The sequence below is a fragment of the Lutimonas sp. genome, assembly GCF_051011215.1.
In the GTDB taxonomy this organism is placed as follows: Bacteria; Bacteroidota; Bacteroidia; order Flavobacteriales; family Flavobacteriaceae; genus Lutimonas.
Window position 1 is genome coordinate 48,211 of the sequence record NZ_JBPCUJ010000110.1, and the last position, 17,499, is coordinate 65,709.

At 37.0% G+C, this 17,499-nt stretch carries 17 protein-coding genes; 4 read left to right on the forward strand and 13 right to left on the reverse strand.

Annotation, left to right across the window (positions count from 1 at the left end):
- Positions 1–86: 86 nt before the first annotated feature.
- From recN to ACR2MV_RS10445, 8 genes are all read right to left on the reverse strand, one after another.
- A complete protein-coding gene (gene recN, locus ACR2MV_RS10410) occupies positions 87–1,739 on the reverse strand; it encodes a DNA repair protein RecN (RefSeq protein ID WP_434021845.1) in 1,653 nt (550 codons plus the stop codon).
- A 69-nt stretch (positions 1,740–1,808) separates the two neighbouring features.
- Positions 1,809–2,699 (reverse strand): DUF4835 family protein, encoded by an 891-nt coding sequence (locus ACR2MV_RS10415; protein ID WP_434021846.1) that lies wholly within the window; start codon positions 2,697–2,699, stop codon positions 1,809–1,811.
- On the reverse strand, positions 2,692–3,903 hold the full coding sequence (coaBC, locus tag ACR2MV_RS10420) for a bifunctional phosphopantothenoylcysteine decarboxylase/phosphopantothenate--cysteine ligase CoaBC (RefSeq protein WP_434021847.1): 1,212 nt from the start codon (positions 3,901–3,903) through the stop codon (positions 2,692–2,694). The genes ACR2MV_RS10415 and coaBC overlap by 8 nt, the downstream gene beginning before the upstream one ends.
- A 2-nt stretch (positions 3,904–3,905) precedes the next feature.
- Complete coding sequence (locus tag ACR2MV_RS10425) at positions 3,906–4,244, reverse strand: DNA-directed RNA polymerase subunit omega (RefSeq protein ID WP_434021848.1); 339 nt, start codon at positions 4,242–4,244, stop codon at positions 3,906–3,908.
- 7 nt (positions 4,245–4,251) lie between these two features.
- Positions 4,252–5,079 (reverse strand): outer membrane protein assembly factor BamD, encoded by an 828-nt coding sequence (locus ACR2MV_RS10430; protein WP_434021849.1) that lies wholly within the window; start codon positions 5,077–5,079, stop codon positions 4,252–4,254.
- A gap of 124 nt (positions 5,080–5,203) precedes the next feature.
- The gene (locus ACR2MV_RS10435) at positions 5,204–5,716 is read right to left on the reverse strand and encodes a ferritin (protein WP_434021850.1); all 513 of its coding nucleotides are present in this window, start codon (positions 5,714–5,716) and stop codon (positions 5,204–5,206) included.
- 2 nt (positions 5,717–5,718) lie between these two features.
- The gene (dapA, locus tag ACR2MV_RS10440; RefSeq protein ID WP_434021851.1) at positions 5,719–6,603 is read right to left on the reverse strand and encodes a 4-hydroxy-tetrahydrodipicolinate synthase; all 885 of its coding nucleotides are present in this window, start codon (positions 6,601–6,603) and stop codon (positions 5,719–5,721) included.
- A 21-nt stretch (positions 6,604–6,624) separates the two neighbouring features.
- Positions 6,625–7,152, reverse strand: a complete 528-nt coding sequence (locus ACR2MV_RS10445; RefSeq protein ID WP_434021852.1) for a DUF6913 domain-containing protein — start codon at positions 7,150–7,152, stop codon at positions 6,625–6,627.
- Positions 7,153–7,163: 11 nt separating this feature from the next.
- Here ACR2MV_RS10445 and ACR2MV_RS10450 point away from each other — a divergent pair, with 11 nt between their 5' ends.
- Entirely contained in the window at positions 7,164–7,940 is a 777-nt protein-coding gene (locus ACR2MV_RS10450) for a 5'-nucleotidase C-terminal domain-containing protein (protein ID WP_434021853.1), read from the forward strand.
- Entirely contained in the window at positions 7,941–8,855 is a 915-nt protein-coding gene (locus ACR2MV_RS10455) for a bifunctional metallophosphatase/5'-nucleotidase (RefSeq protein WP_434021854.1), read from the forward strand. It abuts the gene before it with no gap.
- 9 nt (positions 8,856–8,864) lie between these two features.
- Here the strand turns inward: ACR2MV_RS10455 and ACR2MV_RS10460 are convergent, their stop codons facing one another.
- Positions 8,865–10,046, reverse strand: coding sequence for a PNGase F N-terminal domain-containing protein (locus ACR2MV_RS10460; protein ID WP_434021855.1), 1,182 nt, complete (start codon positions 10,044–10,046; stop codon positions 8,865–8,867).
- 89 nt (positions 10,047–10,135) lie between these two features.
- Complete coding sequence (locus ACR2MV_RS10465; RefSeq protein ID WP_434021856.1) at positions 10,136–10,843, reverse strand: copper homeostasis protein CutC; 708 nt, start codon at positions 10,841–10,843, stop codon at positions 10,136–10,138.
- 126 nt (positions 10,844–10,969) lie between these two features.
- Here ACR2MV_RS10465 and ACR2MV_RS10470 point away from each other — a divergent pair, with 126 nt between their 5' ends.
- Positions 10,970–12,802, forward strand: coding sequence for a cation:proton antiporter (locus tag ACR2MV_RS10470; RefSeq protein ID WP_434021857.1), 1,833 nt, complete (start codon positions 10,970–10,972; stop codon positions 12,800–12,802).
- Here the strand turns inward: ACR2MV_RS10470 and ACR2MV_RS10475 are convergent.
- The 3 genes from ACR2MV_RS10475 to ACR2MV_RS10485 all read right to left on the reverse strand — a co-directional run bounded on the left by ACR2MV_RS10475 (position 12,785) and on the right by ACR2MV_RS10485 (position 14,987).
- Positions 12,785–13,603 carry an endonuclease/exonuclease/phosphatase family protein gene (locus ACR2MV_RS10475; protein WP_434021858.1) on the reverse strand — a complete coding sequence of 273 codons (819 nt, stop codon included), beginning with the start codon at positions 13,601–13,603 and terminating at the stop codon, positions 12,785–12,787. The two genes, ACR2MV_RS10470 and ACR2MV_RS10475, sit on opposite strands and share 18 nt — an antisense overlap.
- 87 nt (positions 13,604–13,690) lie before the next feature.
- Positions 13,691–14,206, reverse strand: a complete 516-nt coding sequence (locus ACR2MV_RS10480) for a DUF2892 domain-containing protein (RefSeq protein ID WP_434021859.1) — start codon at positions 14,204–14,206, stop codon at positions 13,691–13,693.
- A 118-nt stretch (positions 14,207–14,324) separates the two neighbouring features.
- Complete coding sequence (locus tag ACR2MV_RS10485; RefSeq protein ID WP_434021860.1) at positions 14,325–14,987, reverse strand: metal-dependent transcriptional regulator; 663 nt, start codon at positions 14,985–14,987, stop codon at positions 14,325–14,327.
- 111 nt (positions 14,988–15,098) lie between these two features.
- On the opposite strand from ACR2MV_RS10485, the gene ACR2MV_RS10490 reads away from it, so the two are divergent.
- Positions 15,099–17,387, forward strand: coding sequence for a TonB-dependent receptor (locus ACR2MV_RS10490; protein ID WP_434021861.1), 2,289 nt, complete (start codon positions 15,099–15,101; stop codon positions 17,385–17,387).
- The last annotated feature ends 112 nt before the right edge of the window (positions 17,388–17,499 follow it).

Below are 17,499 nucleotides of genomic sequence, written 5' to 3' on the forward strand. Positions count from 1 at the left end.
ATTGTTTAATTAATTGTTTTTTAAATCAAGGTTATCTCTAAAAAAATAACCTCGGTAAAGTTACTAGTTTATTTTAATATGTCATTTCAAGACAAAAGCTGCTTGGCATGTGCCAGAGCCGAATCAGTGATCTTACTTCCTCCAAGCATCTCTGCCAACTCCACCAATCGCTCATCTCGGTTCATTAATTTAATATTTGAAGAAACGCTTCCTTTGGAATCTTCTTTAAACACTTTATAATGGTGATGTCCTTTCGCCGCTACCTGAGGTAAATGTGTGATGGTTATTACTTGCATATTTTGACTCATAGCCAGCATTACATCTGCAATACGGTTGGACACTTCACCGGAAACACCTGTATCAATTTCATCAAAAATGATGGCTGGCAGATTCGAGTATTGCGAAAGAATCCACTTAACGGCCAACATCATTCTGGACATCTCTCCTCCTGAAGCCACCTTTTTCACCTTTTTAAAAGATTTGCCTTTGTCAGATGACATCAAAAATTCGAGCTGGTCTTTTCCATTGCTCAAAAAATCCTCACTTGCCGTCAAATTCACTTTAAATCGGGTATTCTTCATTTCAAGATTCTGCAAGGCATCTTCAATCTGAGCTGTAAACTCAGGAATCGCCTCTTTTCTCCTTTTATGTAAGCGCCTACTTAATTCATTCAGCGTTCCCTTCGCTTTTTCAATATTCGCGATGGTTTCTGCCAAGGTCTCATCGGCATTCTCAACCACTGTTATTTTTGCATGATAGGCATCTTTGATCAACAGCAATTCTTCAACAGTACTGACCCCATGTTTCTTTTGAAGGCCATACAACGTTTGCAACCGGTTCTCTACATTTTCCAGTGTTGCAGGGTCATAAACCAATTGGTCATTTTCAGAAGCAATATCGCTCAGTAAATCTTTAAACTCAATAAAAAGACTTTGCATCCTTTCTGACATACTCCCATAGGAGCTGCTGAAGGAATGAATCTTTGACAAATGATGATCTATTTCAGTAAGCTGGTTTAAAGCTCCTAAAGATTCTTGCTCAGATATGCTAAGAATGGCAGACAGACCCAATTTAATTTCTTCAACATGAGATAACTTTTCAAGATCTTCTTCCAGCTCTTCTAACTCACCCGTTTTCAGCTGAGCGCTGTCTAATTCTTCCCAAAGAAATACATTGTAGTCATATTCTTTTTTTGCCAGCTGCTGCTTCTCTTCAAAAGCCCGCAATTCCTTTAAAAGATCTTTGTATGCTCTAAATGATCCATCATAATCATGTAAAAGAGAGCCGTTATTCGCAAGTGCATCAATGATATGAAATTGATATCCCATATCTGATAATTGAAGGGTTTCATGCTGAGAATGAATATCGATTAACTGACTGGTCAATGCATTTAATACCGATAAATTGGTGGGCGTATCATTTACAAATGCCCGTGATTTACCGTTGGGCAGTATTTCCCTTCTGATGATGACCCAAGGGTCATAATCAAGATCATTCAATTCAAAAAAAGACTCCAATTGATAGGATGCCACTTGAAATTCAGCTTCAATAACACATTTCTTTACCTTATCATATACCAAACTACTATCAGCCCTTTTCCCCAATACCAGCGCCAAACCTCCCATCAGTATAGACTTTCCAGCACCAGTTTCGCCTGTTATAATTGAGAGACGATCTTTAAAATCAACTTTTAAATTCTCTATTAAAGCATAATTTTTTATGGATAAGGATACCAGCATATATTCTTAGAAATAATCATTTTTATTGAAAACAAACTTAAATAAAAACCAACAAAAAGCAGCTTGTGGTTAAATCTTAATTTCCTTCCATTTTTCATCAAATGAAGGGTAAATTCTGGACAGCACATCTCTGAGCTTTTGGGTATCTATTCGCGGGCCATCAGCAAATACATCTACAATCTCATCGCCCTTGGTATCAAAGAATACCCTGATCAAAAAAGTATTGGGTCTGTCATTGTACAGATTCTGAAGGCCTTCAATAGATCTGGCCATCACTTCCTTGGCATCTCGGGAATTATCAACCATTCTGTCCAATCCTAAAATATGGTACTCGTACATGGTTTTTCTGTATTGTTCATAGACAGGTGATAACAAGTTCTCATTTAATTGGTATCGTGTATAATTACCATCAATTCTATTCCAACCAACGCCACCTCCTTGTTGAGCAACGTTCACAACGCTTTCAGCAAGTTTAAAGAAGTTTTCACCACCCTTATACCCAAAAGTATCACCCTGATAACCTAAAATAGTATAGGCATAAAAGGTTAAAATTGACACCAGGTTTGAATCAAAGTTGTTCTCGTTATAGACCAATGGCTGAAATTCCTCATATTGGAAGGAGATATTGTTATCATTAAAGTTTAAGATAGATGTTGTGTAGGTAGAATTAAAAACCGGTCTTGAAATCTGTAATTGCAAACTTCCTCTGAAACTACTGGCCGATACGGCTTCCAGGATGTTTATCGTAATAGAACAATCGATTCTTTCGTGGGTCTTATATGCAGAAGTAGTCCATTTGGTATTGTTCATGTACTCGAAAATATCATTCTGCATGGTATCAAATATCTTTTTATTTGAAACTCCTATTTCCGCATGATTGATAAATACAACACAATTCAGCTCTTGGGCGCTAAGATTCAATCCAAAAAATAATACGATAATTAATGTAAACTTAGGCATCTATGTTCTTTAATATCTCATTAAAAATATCAGCGGCTACCTCCTGTTTTGATTTTAGATCAAAACCTTGAGTACCACCTTTTTTATCGATCAATGTGACTTTATTGGTATCTGATTTAAACCCTGCACCTTTATCCTGAAGTGAATTTAAGACGATCAAATCAAGATTTTTCGCGGCGATCTTTTTTTTAGCATTTTCAACTTCATTCTCTGTTTCCAGTGCAAAACCAACTAAGTACTGATTCTTTTTTATCTCACCAACAGAAGCTAAAATATCTTTGGTCGGGACCAAAGCAATTTCCAGCTTACTTTCTTTCTTTTTTATTTTCTGAGAAGATACAACTTTTGGCGTAAAATCTGAAACGGCCGCGGAAAAGATAGCGATGTCACTTTCCTGGAAATGGGAGTGCGTTGCTTCATACATTTGATCAGCACTAACTACATTATGCCGCTCAATATTACCTTGATTTACTTGTTCATAACTCGGACCAGAGATCAATATAACATCGGCTCCTAATTTTGCAGCTGCCTTTGCAAGTTCAAAACCCATTTTACCGGAGGAATGGTTTCCAATAAATCGCACCGGATCTATGGCCTCATAAGTAGGGCCTGCTGTAATCAACACTTTCTTTCCGTGCAGAGGCGCATTTTCAAGAAGATGTTTTTCAATAAAATCAACAATTTCTTCGGGTTCTGCCATTCTTCCTTCGCCTTCCAAACCACTTGCCAATTCACCATATGAAGGAGGAATAAATACATTTCCTCTTTTTTCAAGCGTAGAGATGTTTCCTGAAGTTGTTTCGTGCTGGTACATGTCTAAATCCATGGCCGGCGCAAAATAAACAGTAGATTTTGCCGATAAATAAGTGGCCAGCAAAAGATTATCACAAATTCCTTCAGCCATTTTAGCCAGTGTATTTGCCGTTAATGGTGCCATCACCATGAGATCAGCCCACAGTGCTAAGTCAACATGGTTATTCCATAATTCATTCTCTTCATTCTTATCATAAAAGGTAGAATGAACCGGGTTTTTAGATAGGGTCGACAAGGTAAGCGGGGTCACAAAATCTTTGGCAGCAGGTGTCATCACAACTTGCACGGATGCCCCAGCTTTAATAAAATGCCTTACCAGATAAGAAGTTTTATACGCGGCAATCCCAGCAGTAACTCCTAAAAGGATTTTCTTACCGCTTAATACAGACATAATTAGTCTAAATTATCGTTGTTAATTTCTGGAGTTCTATAGAAAATTTCTTCATCCAACCACTCCTGAACTGCAATGGCAGTTGGCTTTGGCAGACGCTCATAGAAACGTGACACTTCTATTTGTTCTTTATTTTCAAATACTTCCTCAAGACTGTCATTAAAAGTGGCAAATTCTTCTAATTTGTCAATCAATTCACTTTTCAAATCCTCATTAACCTGAGATGCTCTTTTTGACATGATTGCAATCGCCTTATAGATATTCTGAGTTGGCGCTTCGATTTTGATCTTGTCAAAAGTAATCGTGCTTTCTGGAGCTTCAGTGTTTTTGTAATCTTTCATCAGTTAATTATTTTTGTGATATTGTTGATAGTGATTCTCTCGTTTTATTCAATTCTTCCTGCAATTTTTCTCCTAAATTATCCACTTCTTTCATCTTTTCAGATTCAGGAAAAGTCTTCTTAAACTTTTCGTAGGATAAAACGGCCTCATTTAATCGTTCTTCTTTCTTAGAAAGCACACTTTGCATTCCTAATTCATAGGCAGATTTAAAGCTGTAATAAAATGTCTCTTCCTTGTATTGAGATCCTAAATGATCTTCGTTAAAAGTTTCAAAGGCTTGAATAGCAGAAGCATACTTTTCTCTGTGATAATACAATCTCGCCACTTCAAAGTCTTTAAACTCTAACTTCCTATTTAGTTCAGCATAATCTTTATTCGCTTCTTCAATCAGTTCTGATTTTGGATATTTATCAATGAAACCCTGATAAGCTGTTAATGCCTTATAGGTATCTTCCTGATCTCTACTATATACTGGAGATGCTAAATAATAACTCTTTGCACTTAAATAAGCAGCTTCTTGCACCTTTGTACTTTCAGGATAATTCGTTATAAACTTGGTGAAGTAATAAGAAGACATTGCATAATTTTCCGTCTGAAAATAACAGTCTGAAATCATATACTGAATTCTTTCCATCTGAGGCTTATTCGCATAAGGCCCCATAATTTTTTCGAACAATGAAATCGCTTTTTTATATTCCTTATCCTCATACATTTTTACAGCCAACTGGTACTTTTCAGTATTCTTCCCCTTGTTCAAAACTTTCTGGTATTCACCACATGAACCAAGGATCATGGTAAGGGCTAGTATAAACGCTAACTTCTTCAATTTTTGCATCTGGCAAAATTACTCTTTTAAAATGGAATTTGAAAAAATATTTTAGGCATACATCTATTATTCGCTAAAACTCATAAATAATTGACTTTTAGCGAACTAATTAAAAAATAAAACCTGCTACCTGTTATTGAGGTTCTTCAGCTTGATTTCCTACGAGCAATTTAACATCATTATCGAACAAGTACAAGCCTCCTTTATCATCTCCAATAAGATTGATCTTATCCAAAATGTTTCTGGCAAGTGCCTCTTCTTCAATCTGTTCTGCTACATACCATTGAAGGAAGTTATGCGTGGCATAATCCTTCTCTTTTAAAGTAATGTCCACTAGGTCATTGATCTTTTGGGATACCATTACTTCATGGTCAAAAAGTGTTTGAAACATTTCCTTGAAGGATCCAAATGACACTGGCGGCTTCACCAAGGCACTTATCTGGGCATGACCACCTCTTTCATTAATAAATTTCACTAATTTAAGCATATGCATTCTCTCTTCATCTGAATGCGCATACATAAAAGATGCTACACCCTCAAAACCCTGAATCTCAGCCCAGGAGGCCATTGCTAAATATATTTGAGAAGATTCAGCTTCAATTTGAATCTGATGATTTAATGCTTTTTCTATAATGCCTGAAACCATTTTTATCTGTTTTTAAAATCAATTACAAAGGTATTAATTTTTTGTTGCAAATCAGTGGATACTTCTACCAATGGTAATCTCACATGTTGAGAAGAAATTTTAAGGGATTCAAGCATCGATTTAACCCCAGATGGATTTCCTTCTGAAAAAATTAAATCAATACTCTCACTTAAGGCATAATACAGTTTGTATGCATTTTGACATTGACCTGTTAATCCTAATCGTATCATCTCGGAAAATTCTTTGGGCAAAGCCTGACCAATTACTGATATAACCCCAGCACCACCTGCTAAAACCAATGGGAGTGCCAGTTTATCTTCTCCTGAAATGACCAGAAAATCATCTCTTTTATTTTTCAACAATTCAAGTACCTGATCAAAATCTCCGGCAGCTTCTTTTATACCAATGATATTGGTACAATCCTCCGCCAGGCGAAAAACGGTTTCCGGCAGAACATTACTACCGGTTCGTGGCGGCACATTGTATAAAACAACAGGCAGGGGACTTGCCTCTGCAATGATCTTATAATGCTGATAAATTCCTTCTTGAGAAGGCTTGTTATAATAAGGGGATACCGATAAAACAGCCGAAAACCCATCCAGATTACCAGATCTTAATTCCGTAGCTATATCCAAGGTGTTATTTCCTCCTATCCCAATAACCAGCGGCAATCGCCCCTTGTTAAATTCAATTACCTTCGCCTTTAAAAATTCTTTTTCCTCTTTGCTCAATGTGGCTGTTTCACCTGTTGTGCCCAACACAACTAAATAATCAACACCATTCTCAATCTGATAATTCACCAGATTTTCCAGCGCTTTTACATCAATTTCATTATTTGAAGTAAAAGGTGTTATCAATGCCACACCTGTGCCTTTTAATTGTTCCATTTGCATTTCAATCGTATTACTTTACTCGATCAGTTTTAAAATTTGTAAATATTTGACAAGTTCTGCATTGAAAGTGTCAATATCATTTCCTGGTGTTTTTACCGAAATATCATTAAAGAAATTAGCCTCATCTTCAAATCCTGCAAGCAAATGTGCCTTTGACTTGAGCATAATCACTCTCGGATACAAAAGCTGAGGATCGCAATAATTAATCAACAGATCAAATTCTCTTTGCACAAATTTGTTTAAGGCTTCAGATTTAATTTTTGCCCTGTATCCAAAACTTTTTTCATCACACATTCCATAAAACTCTGGTGCAGAACCGCTTCCTTCAGTGTCATAAAGAAAAACTTTCAGGTCTTCCTTTCTTATACCCAGGCCTTCACACAACCTTTTCGTAAAGTCATATGTCTGAATCAAAGACAACTCTGACAGCAGTCCCACACGTCTAATTGACTTCAGATCAAAATCCCGATTCGAACCATGCGCCTTCCGTTGTTTTTTTATAAATTTATGCGCAGTTGTGATCTTTAAATTCAATAGTCCCATTCACCAAAATTATGCAGACAAAACTATATAAAATAATAGTATTAATAGTGATTTCATTATTATTAAACAAAATCGTAGTTTCCTGTAAAGAAAAAAACAGTGAGCTTAAAACTATTCGAGGCAATCAGATTAAAATTGGAGATGAATTGGAGCCAAACCCTGCTATTTTAAAGGAAATACAGCCATATCACGATTCCCTGCAGAGCAAAATCAACGAAGTCCTGAGTTATAATCCTCAGTCCTTATCACGGGAAGAATCTCCATTAGAAAGTTCTTTAGGAAATTTTTATGCCGATGCCTGCTATCTTGCAGTTGATACTGTCTTTTTTAAAGAAAAAAATAAACATATAGATTTTGCACTGTTTAATTATGGAGGAATCAGAACCATGATTCCAAAAGGGAATGTGAAAGTGGAAGATATTTTCACCTTAATGCCTTTTGAAAACAAATTGGTCGTAGTTGAATTACCAGGATCGACGGTACAGCTTCTTTTTGATTATTTGGCTTCAAGAAAACAGGCCCACCCCATTTCAGGCCTGAGAATTAGTTTAAAAAATGGTGCCTTGGTGCATATCAAAATTCAGGGTCAAAACTTTGATGTCACGAAAAAATATTGGGTACTTACGCATGACTACCTGCAGCATGGAGGTGATAACATGTCGTTTTTCACCCAACCACTGTCCTTATATACATCCAGTTTCAAAGTCCGTGATGCATTGATAGGAAATTTAAAACAGCAAGATACCTTGCACGCTTCATTAGATAACAGATTTGTACAAATAGATTAAATGAAAAGGAGAAAATTTTTAAAAAACAGTTTAGCGACAGGTTCTCTTGTTGGATTAGGGGCAGTTCCCTTTCAGTCTTGTGATGTCGAAAAAGAAAAAACAATTAGCATACTGCACACAAACGATGTGCACAGTCATATAGAAGTCTTTCCGACCAAACATTCAAAATATCCAAATCTGGGTGGTGTTGCCAGACGATCCTCGTTGATTGAAAGCATTCGTGCAGAAAATCCGAATACCCTCTTGTTTGATGCCGGAGATATTTTTCAAGGCACCCCTTATTTCAATTATTTCGGTGGAGAGATTGAATTTAAAATGATGAGTAAATTAGGGTATGATGCCTCTACGATCGGCAATCATGATTTTGACAATGGAATCGCGGGTCTTGAAAAGCAATTACCACATGCCAGTTTTGATTTTCTAATTGCTAACTATGATTTTAAGAACACCATTATGGATGGCAGAACAAAACCGTACAAGGTTTTTATCAAGGATGGTATACGAATTGGTGTATTTGGAATAGGAATCAAACTTGATGGATTGGTCGACCCCGTAAATTTTAAAGAGACGAACTACCTGGACCCTATAGAAATTGCTCAAGACATGAGTGAAATACTTCGTTCCAGAGAGAATTGTGATCTGGTGATTTGCTTATCTCATCTCGGGTATTATTATAAGAGAAACCCGGATCATATCAGCGACCTGGTGCTGGCCAGGAAAACCAAAAACATTGACCTGATCATTGGCGGACATACCCACACATTCTTAAAAAAACCTACGGTAACAAAAAATGCAGATGATAAAAACATGTTGGTAAATCAGGTAGGGTGCTGGGGTGTTAATGTCGGAAGAATAGATTTTGTTTTCGATCAGGGTAAAAACATTTCCAGTAAAGGCACCAGCATCATTGTTTAAACAAAAAGTTTAATCGTAGGTAAGATAGGCCGATACCAACCAATGATTGTACTTGTTTTTTGCTGCTTTGGATGCCTCAATATCAATATTGATACTATGATCTCCTTGTTTCATATCTCCCAGCTCAATTACCATCGGCTCTACTTTGGATCCGGGACACCAATTAGCTCTTGATAAATCTGACGAAGCAATTCTTTCTTCAATTTCTTTGACTTTGTATTTTTTTGCTTCAAAATCAATATACGCAGCAGAGTCTTTTTTTAACCAGACACCAGCGCTTGGGTTGAAGCGTCTAAAAGAAGCACAATCATTTCTCCAAGGGGTAAAATCCAAGAGCAATTCATCATCGATTCGAATACGATTTGACTTCTTACTAAATTCATCTCCTCCAGAATGACCTCCATGACCGGATGTTATATAATGTAATTTGACATTCCTTGCCGGTTGATCAAAACGGAAGGTATGATTCAGAGCACCTTCAGAAAAGAATTCGGGTAATGATTGTCCATTGACATAGCTGACGGTATTTATCAAAGATTTTGTTTTTACCCTTTTATTGGGTCTGTTCGAATAATGTAACGTCAGGTCCAGCAGATAGCCTTCTTTTGTCCAGGAATCGATCCAGACACCAATAATAAAATTGTTATCAACCAGTTCCAGTAAATGTGACACATCTTCTTCCCAAACAACTTCTTCTTCCCATTCAGGAATGTATACGGGCTTTCTATGGCTCTTATCATCCTGACTAAAATGACCGACACCAAAAGGTGTAATGAATCGTAACAATTCAATAACCGGTACATACTTATTTGTTGCTTTGATACCTAAATTACCTTCATTGAGTCCAGATTTTTTAGGGAACTTTTTGCTGCCTTCCGAGACATCCAGTACCGAAATCAAACTGGTATCTGCCAAAACAAAACAGGATCCCGTTTTGTCCCATCGATCTCCTGCAGATTTTAAAACCAACTTCAACACAACATCAGAACCTTCAGAAAACTCAGGAACCTGAATTCTTTTATAAACCAACCTGCCTTTTTGCAAACGTTTTGCGACTGCATCCGAACCGGTCATTCCTTCAAAGTTTATAGGTTGATTTGAAAAAACAGTCTCCGTGTGCTGATTTTGAGAAGCCAGTTTATTTGACCAAAAAGTCGCTAGTACCAAAAAAGTAAATAACAGGTATTTCATAAAAGTTAAGAATCTACAAATTAAAACGAAGCCGACCAACTAATATTCTATTCGATGACGAATTAGTGCCTTAAAAATAATCCCACTTATTAGTTAATATGATTAAACGGTAAATTAATGATCAACTGTATCTTTTCGTGATCCGTAATCATGTGTCTTCCCATTCCAAGTTCAATGATTTCCGCATCAGGTATTCTAGCGGTAAAATGCAAATAATCGATCCCGGAACCTGAAAATTTCAAAGCATTCTCCTTAGAGATGCCACTTCCCGCAATCACCTCCAAACGATCTCCATAGTTTTGTTTAATCTCTGAAATAACTGCAATGCCATTCTCAGCCTTTGCCTGCAACCCTGAGGTCAACAGTCGGTCGAAGCCAAAACCAACAATCTTTTTTATAGCGTTCCTAAAGTCAGGAACAAAATCAAAAGCCCTGTGAAAAGTAGCTTTTAATCCAAGTCCGTGCGCCAGTTCCAGTAAATCAAAGTTTTGCTCCGAAACGCTGTTATCATCATTTAAAATACCAAATACAACACCCCGAGCACCCGCTACTTTTGCCGCTTCAATATCCATCTTCATGGTCTGAATGTCCTGATCATTCACTTGAAAACCACCTTCCCGATGACGAATCATGACATGAATAGCGGCATCAGAGCTCTCAACACATTGTTTGATCAAGCCATAATTAGGCGTTAATCCGCCAACAGACAGCGCGGCACATAATTCTACGCTTTTAAATCCGTAGTTGCCGGCAATGATAGCTCCTTCCAGTGAATCGGTACAAAGTTCAAAATTCATAGACATTTTATTAAACTCAAACGGTGGCAATTTTTAATAAATTGTCATGGACTCTTCGTATTGAAAATCCAACACCCGTTTGAATCATATAAAAATAGTATTTTTAGCCTATCAAAAAAATTGTATATGCTCGAACTTGCAGGTATTATTATATTGGGAATTCTGGCCCAATGGGTTGCATGGAAATTTAAAATACCAGCCATCCTTCCTTTAATACTCATCGGACTTTTTGTCGGTCCGTTTTCCACCATGCTTTCTACAGATGGAAACAAATGGATTGAACCCGTATGGAATGGTCAAATGGGATTGTTCCCGGGAGAAAGTCTTTTTAATTTTGTGTCTCTTTCTATTGCTCTTATCTTGTTTGAAGGAGGGCTTACACTTAAGAAAGAGGAAATCAAAAGTGTGGGACCCGTTATTTACAAACTGATTACCCTTGGGTCTTTGATGACTATGATTACTGCGGGAATCGCGGCGCATTATATCATTGGTCTCAACTGGCCTTTATCCTTTTTGTTTTCATCATTGATCATCGTTACCGGGCCGACCGTAATTACGCCTATCTTAAGGAATTTACCACTAAAAAAAGACATCTCGACCATCTTAAAATGGGAAGGGATTTTAATAGATCCAATAGGCGCTTTGGTCGCTGTTTTGGTATATGAATTCATTAGTTTGGGGGGCGATCATGGTACCGAGTATACCAAAGAAACCCTGATTGAATTTGGAAAAATTATTATTATAGGATTTTCAATCGGTTTTACTTCTGCCTATGCTTTTGCTACGGCATTAAAACAACGATGGATTCCTCATTATTTGCTGAATGTAGTTTCCCTGGCCTTGGTGCTAAGTGTATTTGTTCTTGCAGATTTATTTGCTCATGAAAGCGGATTATTGGCCGTGGTAATTATGGGTATGGTTCTTGGTAACATGAATTTACCTGGCTTAAAGGATGTCTTTTATTTTAAAGAAACGATCAGTATTTTGTTGATCTCCATACTTTTTATTTTACTGTCAGCCAACATAAACTTATCCGACCTTGAGCTTATCTTTAACTGGAATTCACTGATCTTATTTGCCTGTGTTGTTTTAATTGTTAGACCAATAGGTGTCTTCCTAAGCAGCAGAAACAGTAGCCTGAGCAGAAATGAAAAAATATTTATCAGTTGGGTGGGACCACGTGGAATCGTGGCTGCCGGTATCGCGTCTCTTTTTGGCTTAAAGTTGACCATGCAAGGGGTTGAAAATGCAAATTACATCACCCCGCTTGTTTTTATGATTGTTTTGGGAACCGTTCTTTTAAATGCAACAACTGCGAGAATTGTAGCCAAAATAACAGGTGTTTTATTGAAAAAATCGGAAGGTATCTTAATTGTGGGTGCTTCTGATCCATCAAGACTGATTGCCAGTTATTTAAAAACAAATGACCGAAGGGTCGTTTTGATTGACAGCAACAGAAACAATATAGCGCTGGCAAAAAAAGAAGGTCTTGAAGCCATAGAATGTGATATTTATGAAGATGAGATCTTTGAGAATATCGAATTAAATGATATTGGGTTTTTACTTGCCCTGACGGGAAGTCCGACCATCAATGAATATGCGCTTAACAAACTCAAGCCTTCTTTTGGGGAAGAAGGAGCCTACAGACTCATCAGTGGTGATGAAATGAGAGACCCTGATAACAATCCTGAAGAAGGACTTTTCTCTCAAACAGATGACTTTATCAACATTTCAGAAGTAGTAAGAGATTATCCGATCATTAATGAAGTGAAGATTAAATCAAAAGATCATTACCTACAGATCATGGAGGCCACTATGAAAGAAATTAAAACCATTCCGGTATTCGTCAAAGACATCAATAATGACATTCATATCATTCCGGCCGATTACAATAAATTGAAAGTAGAAGAAGATTATCGCTTAATGTATATTGGTAAAAAGCTACTTATCGATGCCTGATAACTCGGCCTTAATAAATACCGGAAAGTGATCTGAAGGATATTTAAAATCTTTAGAATCTGTTAAAACAGCATATTTTTTTACCCGGATACTGTTTTTCGAGGTAAATATATAGTCGATTCTATCTTGAACCGGCTCGTGAAACTTGAAGCCTGTAAAAGTACCATGAGGTCCAAAAGGACTTTCTTCAGATACGGATCTGGAATCGGATAATACAGATGAGAGATAAACAATTGGCTTGCTCTTCTCATTTAGGTTAAAATCTCCCAATAGAAATACGGGATACTCTTTTTTGTTGATTTCACCGATTCGTTGCGCAATCAATGTCGCACTTTTCTCTCTTGCCACCTCACCAATATGATCAAAATGCGTGTTGAAAACCCAGAATTTTGACCCACTACCAGCATCTGTAAAAAGAGCAAAAGTACATATTCGTTCGAAGGCGGCATCCCATCCTTTGGAAACCTTCTCTGGTGTTTCAGACAGCCAAAAAGTGCCTTGAGCATCAAGGATTACTTTTTCTTTATTATAGAAAATTGCGCAATACTCGCCTTTTCTCTGACCATCATCCCTGCCCACTCCAATAAAATCGTATTTCTGATTTGATTCTTTCAAATAAAGCAACTGATGCTCCAATCCTTCTTGAATACCAAAAACTTCCGGTTGATAAAAAGCAATCTGATCACTTAGAAAAGCCTTTCTTTTCTCCCATTGATTGTCGCCGTCATTGACGGTTGCATACCGAATATTGTAGGTCATCACGGACAGGTTCTGAGAATAACCATGATAACTGATCATCATAAAAATTAAACAAAGTATGAATGCTTTCATATATGGTTCCAAAGGCTTGTCCTTAAAAAAGAACAAGAGTTTATAAAAAAAACCGAACTAGATCTTTTTCATTTGTTGCTTGACCATGGTAATCTGATCTTTCAACATCCCGTGCTTGTCCAGCTTTTTGGCCTCAGCAATTAAAGTCGTTGCCTCTCTTTTTCTTCTTTTGGTCATTGCAATTCCTGCCAACTGCAGTTTTGCCATTGCCTTATCATGGTCCATGGCCAGTCCCATACTCAAAGCTCGTTTAAAGAATTTTTCAGCCTGGGTCAAATTAGTTTGAGATACCATAATGCCTCGCAGGAAATTATAATACGCTTCCTGCTTTTTTGTCAAGGCAGCTGAAGGGTTTTTTATCTTGTCCAGTAACTTGTTACCACCTTCAAAATCCTGTTTTCTCAGCTTGAAAAAAGTCAATAGTAGAATTTCATTCTTAAAGTAAAAAAAGATAAAAATTCCTGCGAGCAGCACAATGGAGATGCCATTCATGATATGACCTTCATAGAATTCAAATCCGGCCCAAACCAGAATAATGGCGGCCACTACTAATTTTATATATTTATTGAACATATGCTGTTTAAATTTTTGTGCAAATTTACATTTTTATAGGATTAATCATCGCCTTTTTGAAAATATTATGGCATCTAAAACACCCTGTATCTTCAAATCAAATCACCAATAGAAAGCATTATAGTTTTTCCACATATATGCTTTCTGCAAATTTCTTAGATACATTTTCATTCTTTCCGTCATAAGCAATCAACATGGAAGCATCAAATTCTCTGATTTCCAGGATTTCAATTTCACTGCTCAACGCCAAGCCCAACTGTGTCACATATTTTAGAAATACCGCTGAATTGTCTTTAACAGATATCAACCGGCAAACATCTCCTGATAAAAGACTTGACAAGGGTTGTTTTGATTCCACCACAAAACGTCCCTGTTCATCCGGTATCGCATCACCATGAGGGTCTCTCTTTGGATTGCCCAAAAAATTATCGAGTTCTTTGATTAATTTGGGAGAATTAATATGCTCTAATTGATGCGCTACTTCATGCACTTCGTCCCAAGTAAAATTCATATGATCGTGTAAAAAAGTTTCCCAAAGACGGTGTTTTCTTATTAGTTTTAAAGCTATTTCATGGCCTGACTGGGTCAGTTCTATCTTCCCATAGCGCTCATAATCAACTAATTTTTTGTCTTTCATTTTTTTAATCATAACGCTCACCGAAGCAGGAGATAGTCCTAAATACTCCGCTAACTGATTGTTTCCTAACTTCTTAACACCCTCTTCCTCTGTAAGGTTAAAAATTGCTTTTATATAATCCTCAATATTTTTTGTTATACTCATAAAATTATATTTGTTAGCTATGCCTAACTTTATTAGTTTTGCATTTCAAATTATAAAGTTAAGCGCTTTTATTACAATATGCAATTCCGTCAATTAATTTTACTCTTTACTTTGCTTTTGACCTCAACTCTGGTAGGTCAAAATGCCAGTATTTCAGGAGAAATTATGGCAGACGGTGCCAAATTACCTTTTGCAACAATTCAAATTAAAAATTCCGCCAAAGGATGTACCGCTGACGAGAACGGATATTTTGAAATGAAAAATATTAGCCCAGGTAATTATACCCTTATCGCCTCTTTTGTTGGGTTTATTTCTGAAAAAAAACACCTCGAGGTTAAGGCGGGTCAAAACCTTTTAGTTTCATTTAATCTTAGTTCCAACGCTGCCTTAGATGAAATCGTTGTAACGGGCACCATGAAAGAAACCTATGTCTCAGCCTCCCCTATTAAAATTGATGTCGTTACTTCAAAACAATTAGATACCTACCTCCCTTCAGCGGCAAGTTCGGTTATTGAAAGTGCTCAGTTGGTTAATGGAGTTCAGGAAGTAGTTGCTTGTGGTGTTTGTTATACCAATAGCATCAGCGTCAATGGTCTGCCTGGTTCATATACCGCAATACTGATGGACGGAACTCCTATATATGGAAGTCTTGCATCAGTTTATGGACTCAATGGAATTCCCAATATGATTATTGACAGGTTTGAGGTTATAAAAGGTCCCAGCAGTACTCTCTACGGATCAGAAGCCGTTGCAGGAGTAATCAATATTATTACCAAAAATCCTGAAAAACAGCCTTTGGTATCGGCGGATTTGATGACCAGTACACACGAAGAAGTATTTGGGAATTTTGCCTTTGCTCCTACTCTGGGTAAATCGAATGCTTATGTAGGTGTCAACTTTGGATACGCAAATCATTATGCGGATAATAATGTAGATGGCTTTGGTGATGGTGTTAATACCGATCATGTTTCTTTATTTACAAAATTTAATATTTTCAGGCCCAGTGATAAAATCTTTACCATTGCAGCCAAATATTATTACGAAGATCGAAGGAACGGAGTCGAAGCCTATGTAAAAGACAGAGCTTATAAAACCTTACGTGGGAGTGATGAAATATATGGGGAAAGCATCTATACCAACAGAACGGAATTGTTTGGAACCTATGCCCTGGATACCAAAGCCAGCTTAAAACTGGATTACTCTTTTTCTAACCACGATCAAAACAGTTATTATGGCAGTGACCTCTATAAAGCTTCTCAACAAATTGCATTTGGTAATTTTATCTGGAGTTTTGATCATAAAAATCATGATTTTTTAGTTGGTTCTTCTCTTCGTTATGATGCTTATGACGACAATACACTGGCTACAGAAGAAGAAGTGGATGGCGAAATAATCAATGATCCAAACAATCAGTTTGTTCCAGGACTTTTTGTTCAGGATGAATATTATGTATCTGAAAAACTTACTTTTTTGGGAGGACTTAGAGTAGATCATCATCAGGAACACGGTCTCATTTATGCACCCCGCTTTAATGCCAAATATAAATCCTCCGATTGGACGACCTTCCGTTTCAATTTTGGAACCGGTTTTAAGGTGGTAAATCTATTCACAGAAGATCATGCCTTTGTCACAGGACAGCGAGAAGTAATTATCGCTGATGATTTAGCTCCGGAAAGCTCCTATAACTTTTCACTTAATTATAATCAAGTCTATACCGGCCTTGGCGGTAGTGGATCTATTGATTTAGAAGGATTTTTTACTCATTTCACCAACAAAATAATTCCAGACTACGATACTCCGGGGTTTATCATTTATGAGAATTCAACCGGGTATGCAAGATCTATGGGATTGGGATTAAACTTAAACCATAATTTCAGTTTCCCATTGAGCTTAAATGTTGGTTTTAACCTTCTTGAATCTACAGAAACCGATATCGATGAAGACGGTATTGAGAATACTTCAAATATCTTGTTTGCTCCTGATTGGAGTGGAGTTTTAACCGCCAATTATCAGTTTAAAAAATCCAGAATAACACTGGCTTATTCAGCACAGTTTACCGGGCCCATGGCCCTGCCAGAAGTGTATGATCTGGATGAGTTTGGTCAGCCACTGGACACACCACGACCTACAACAAGCACTCCCTTTTCCTTACATCAAATACAGGTAACAAAATTGATTAAAGACAATTACAATCTTTATTTCGGGATCAACAACCTGTTTAATTATATTCAAACCGAGTCACCATTGGTTGGATATGACGATCCAAACTACGCCCCTGGATTTAGTCCCTATTTTGATACTGCCTATGCCTATGCGCCAAATCATGGTATAGAATTCTATTTAGGATTCAAATGGGATCTGGCCCGAAAACAACCTGATATTGTCGTTTCAGAACGTTAGATAAAATTCAATTCTCAAATTAGGGAATCTTGATATTTTTCGGTAATTTAGAGTTATGATCAAAAATTGATACCATGAAAAATTTTACTCGTTTTATGATTGTTGTTGCACT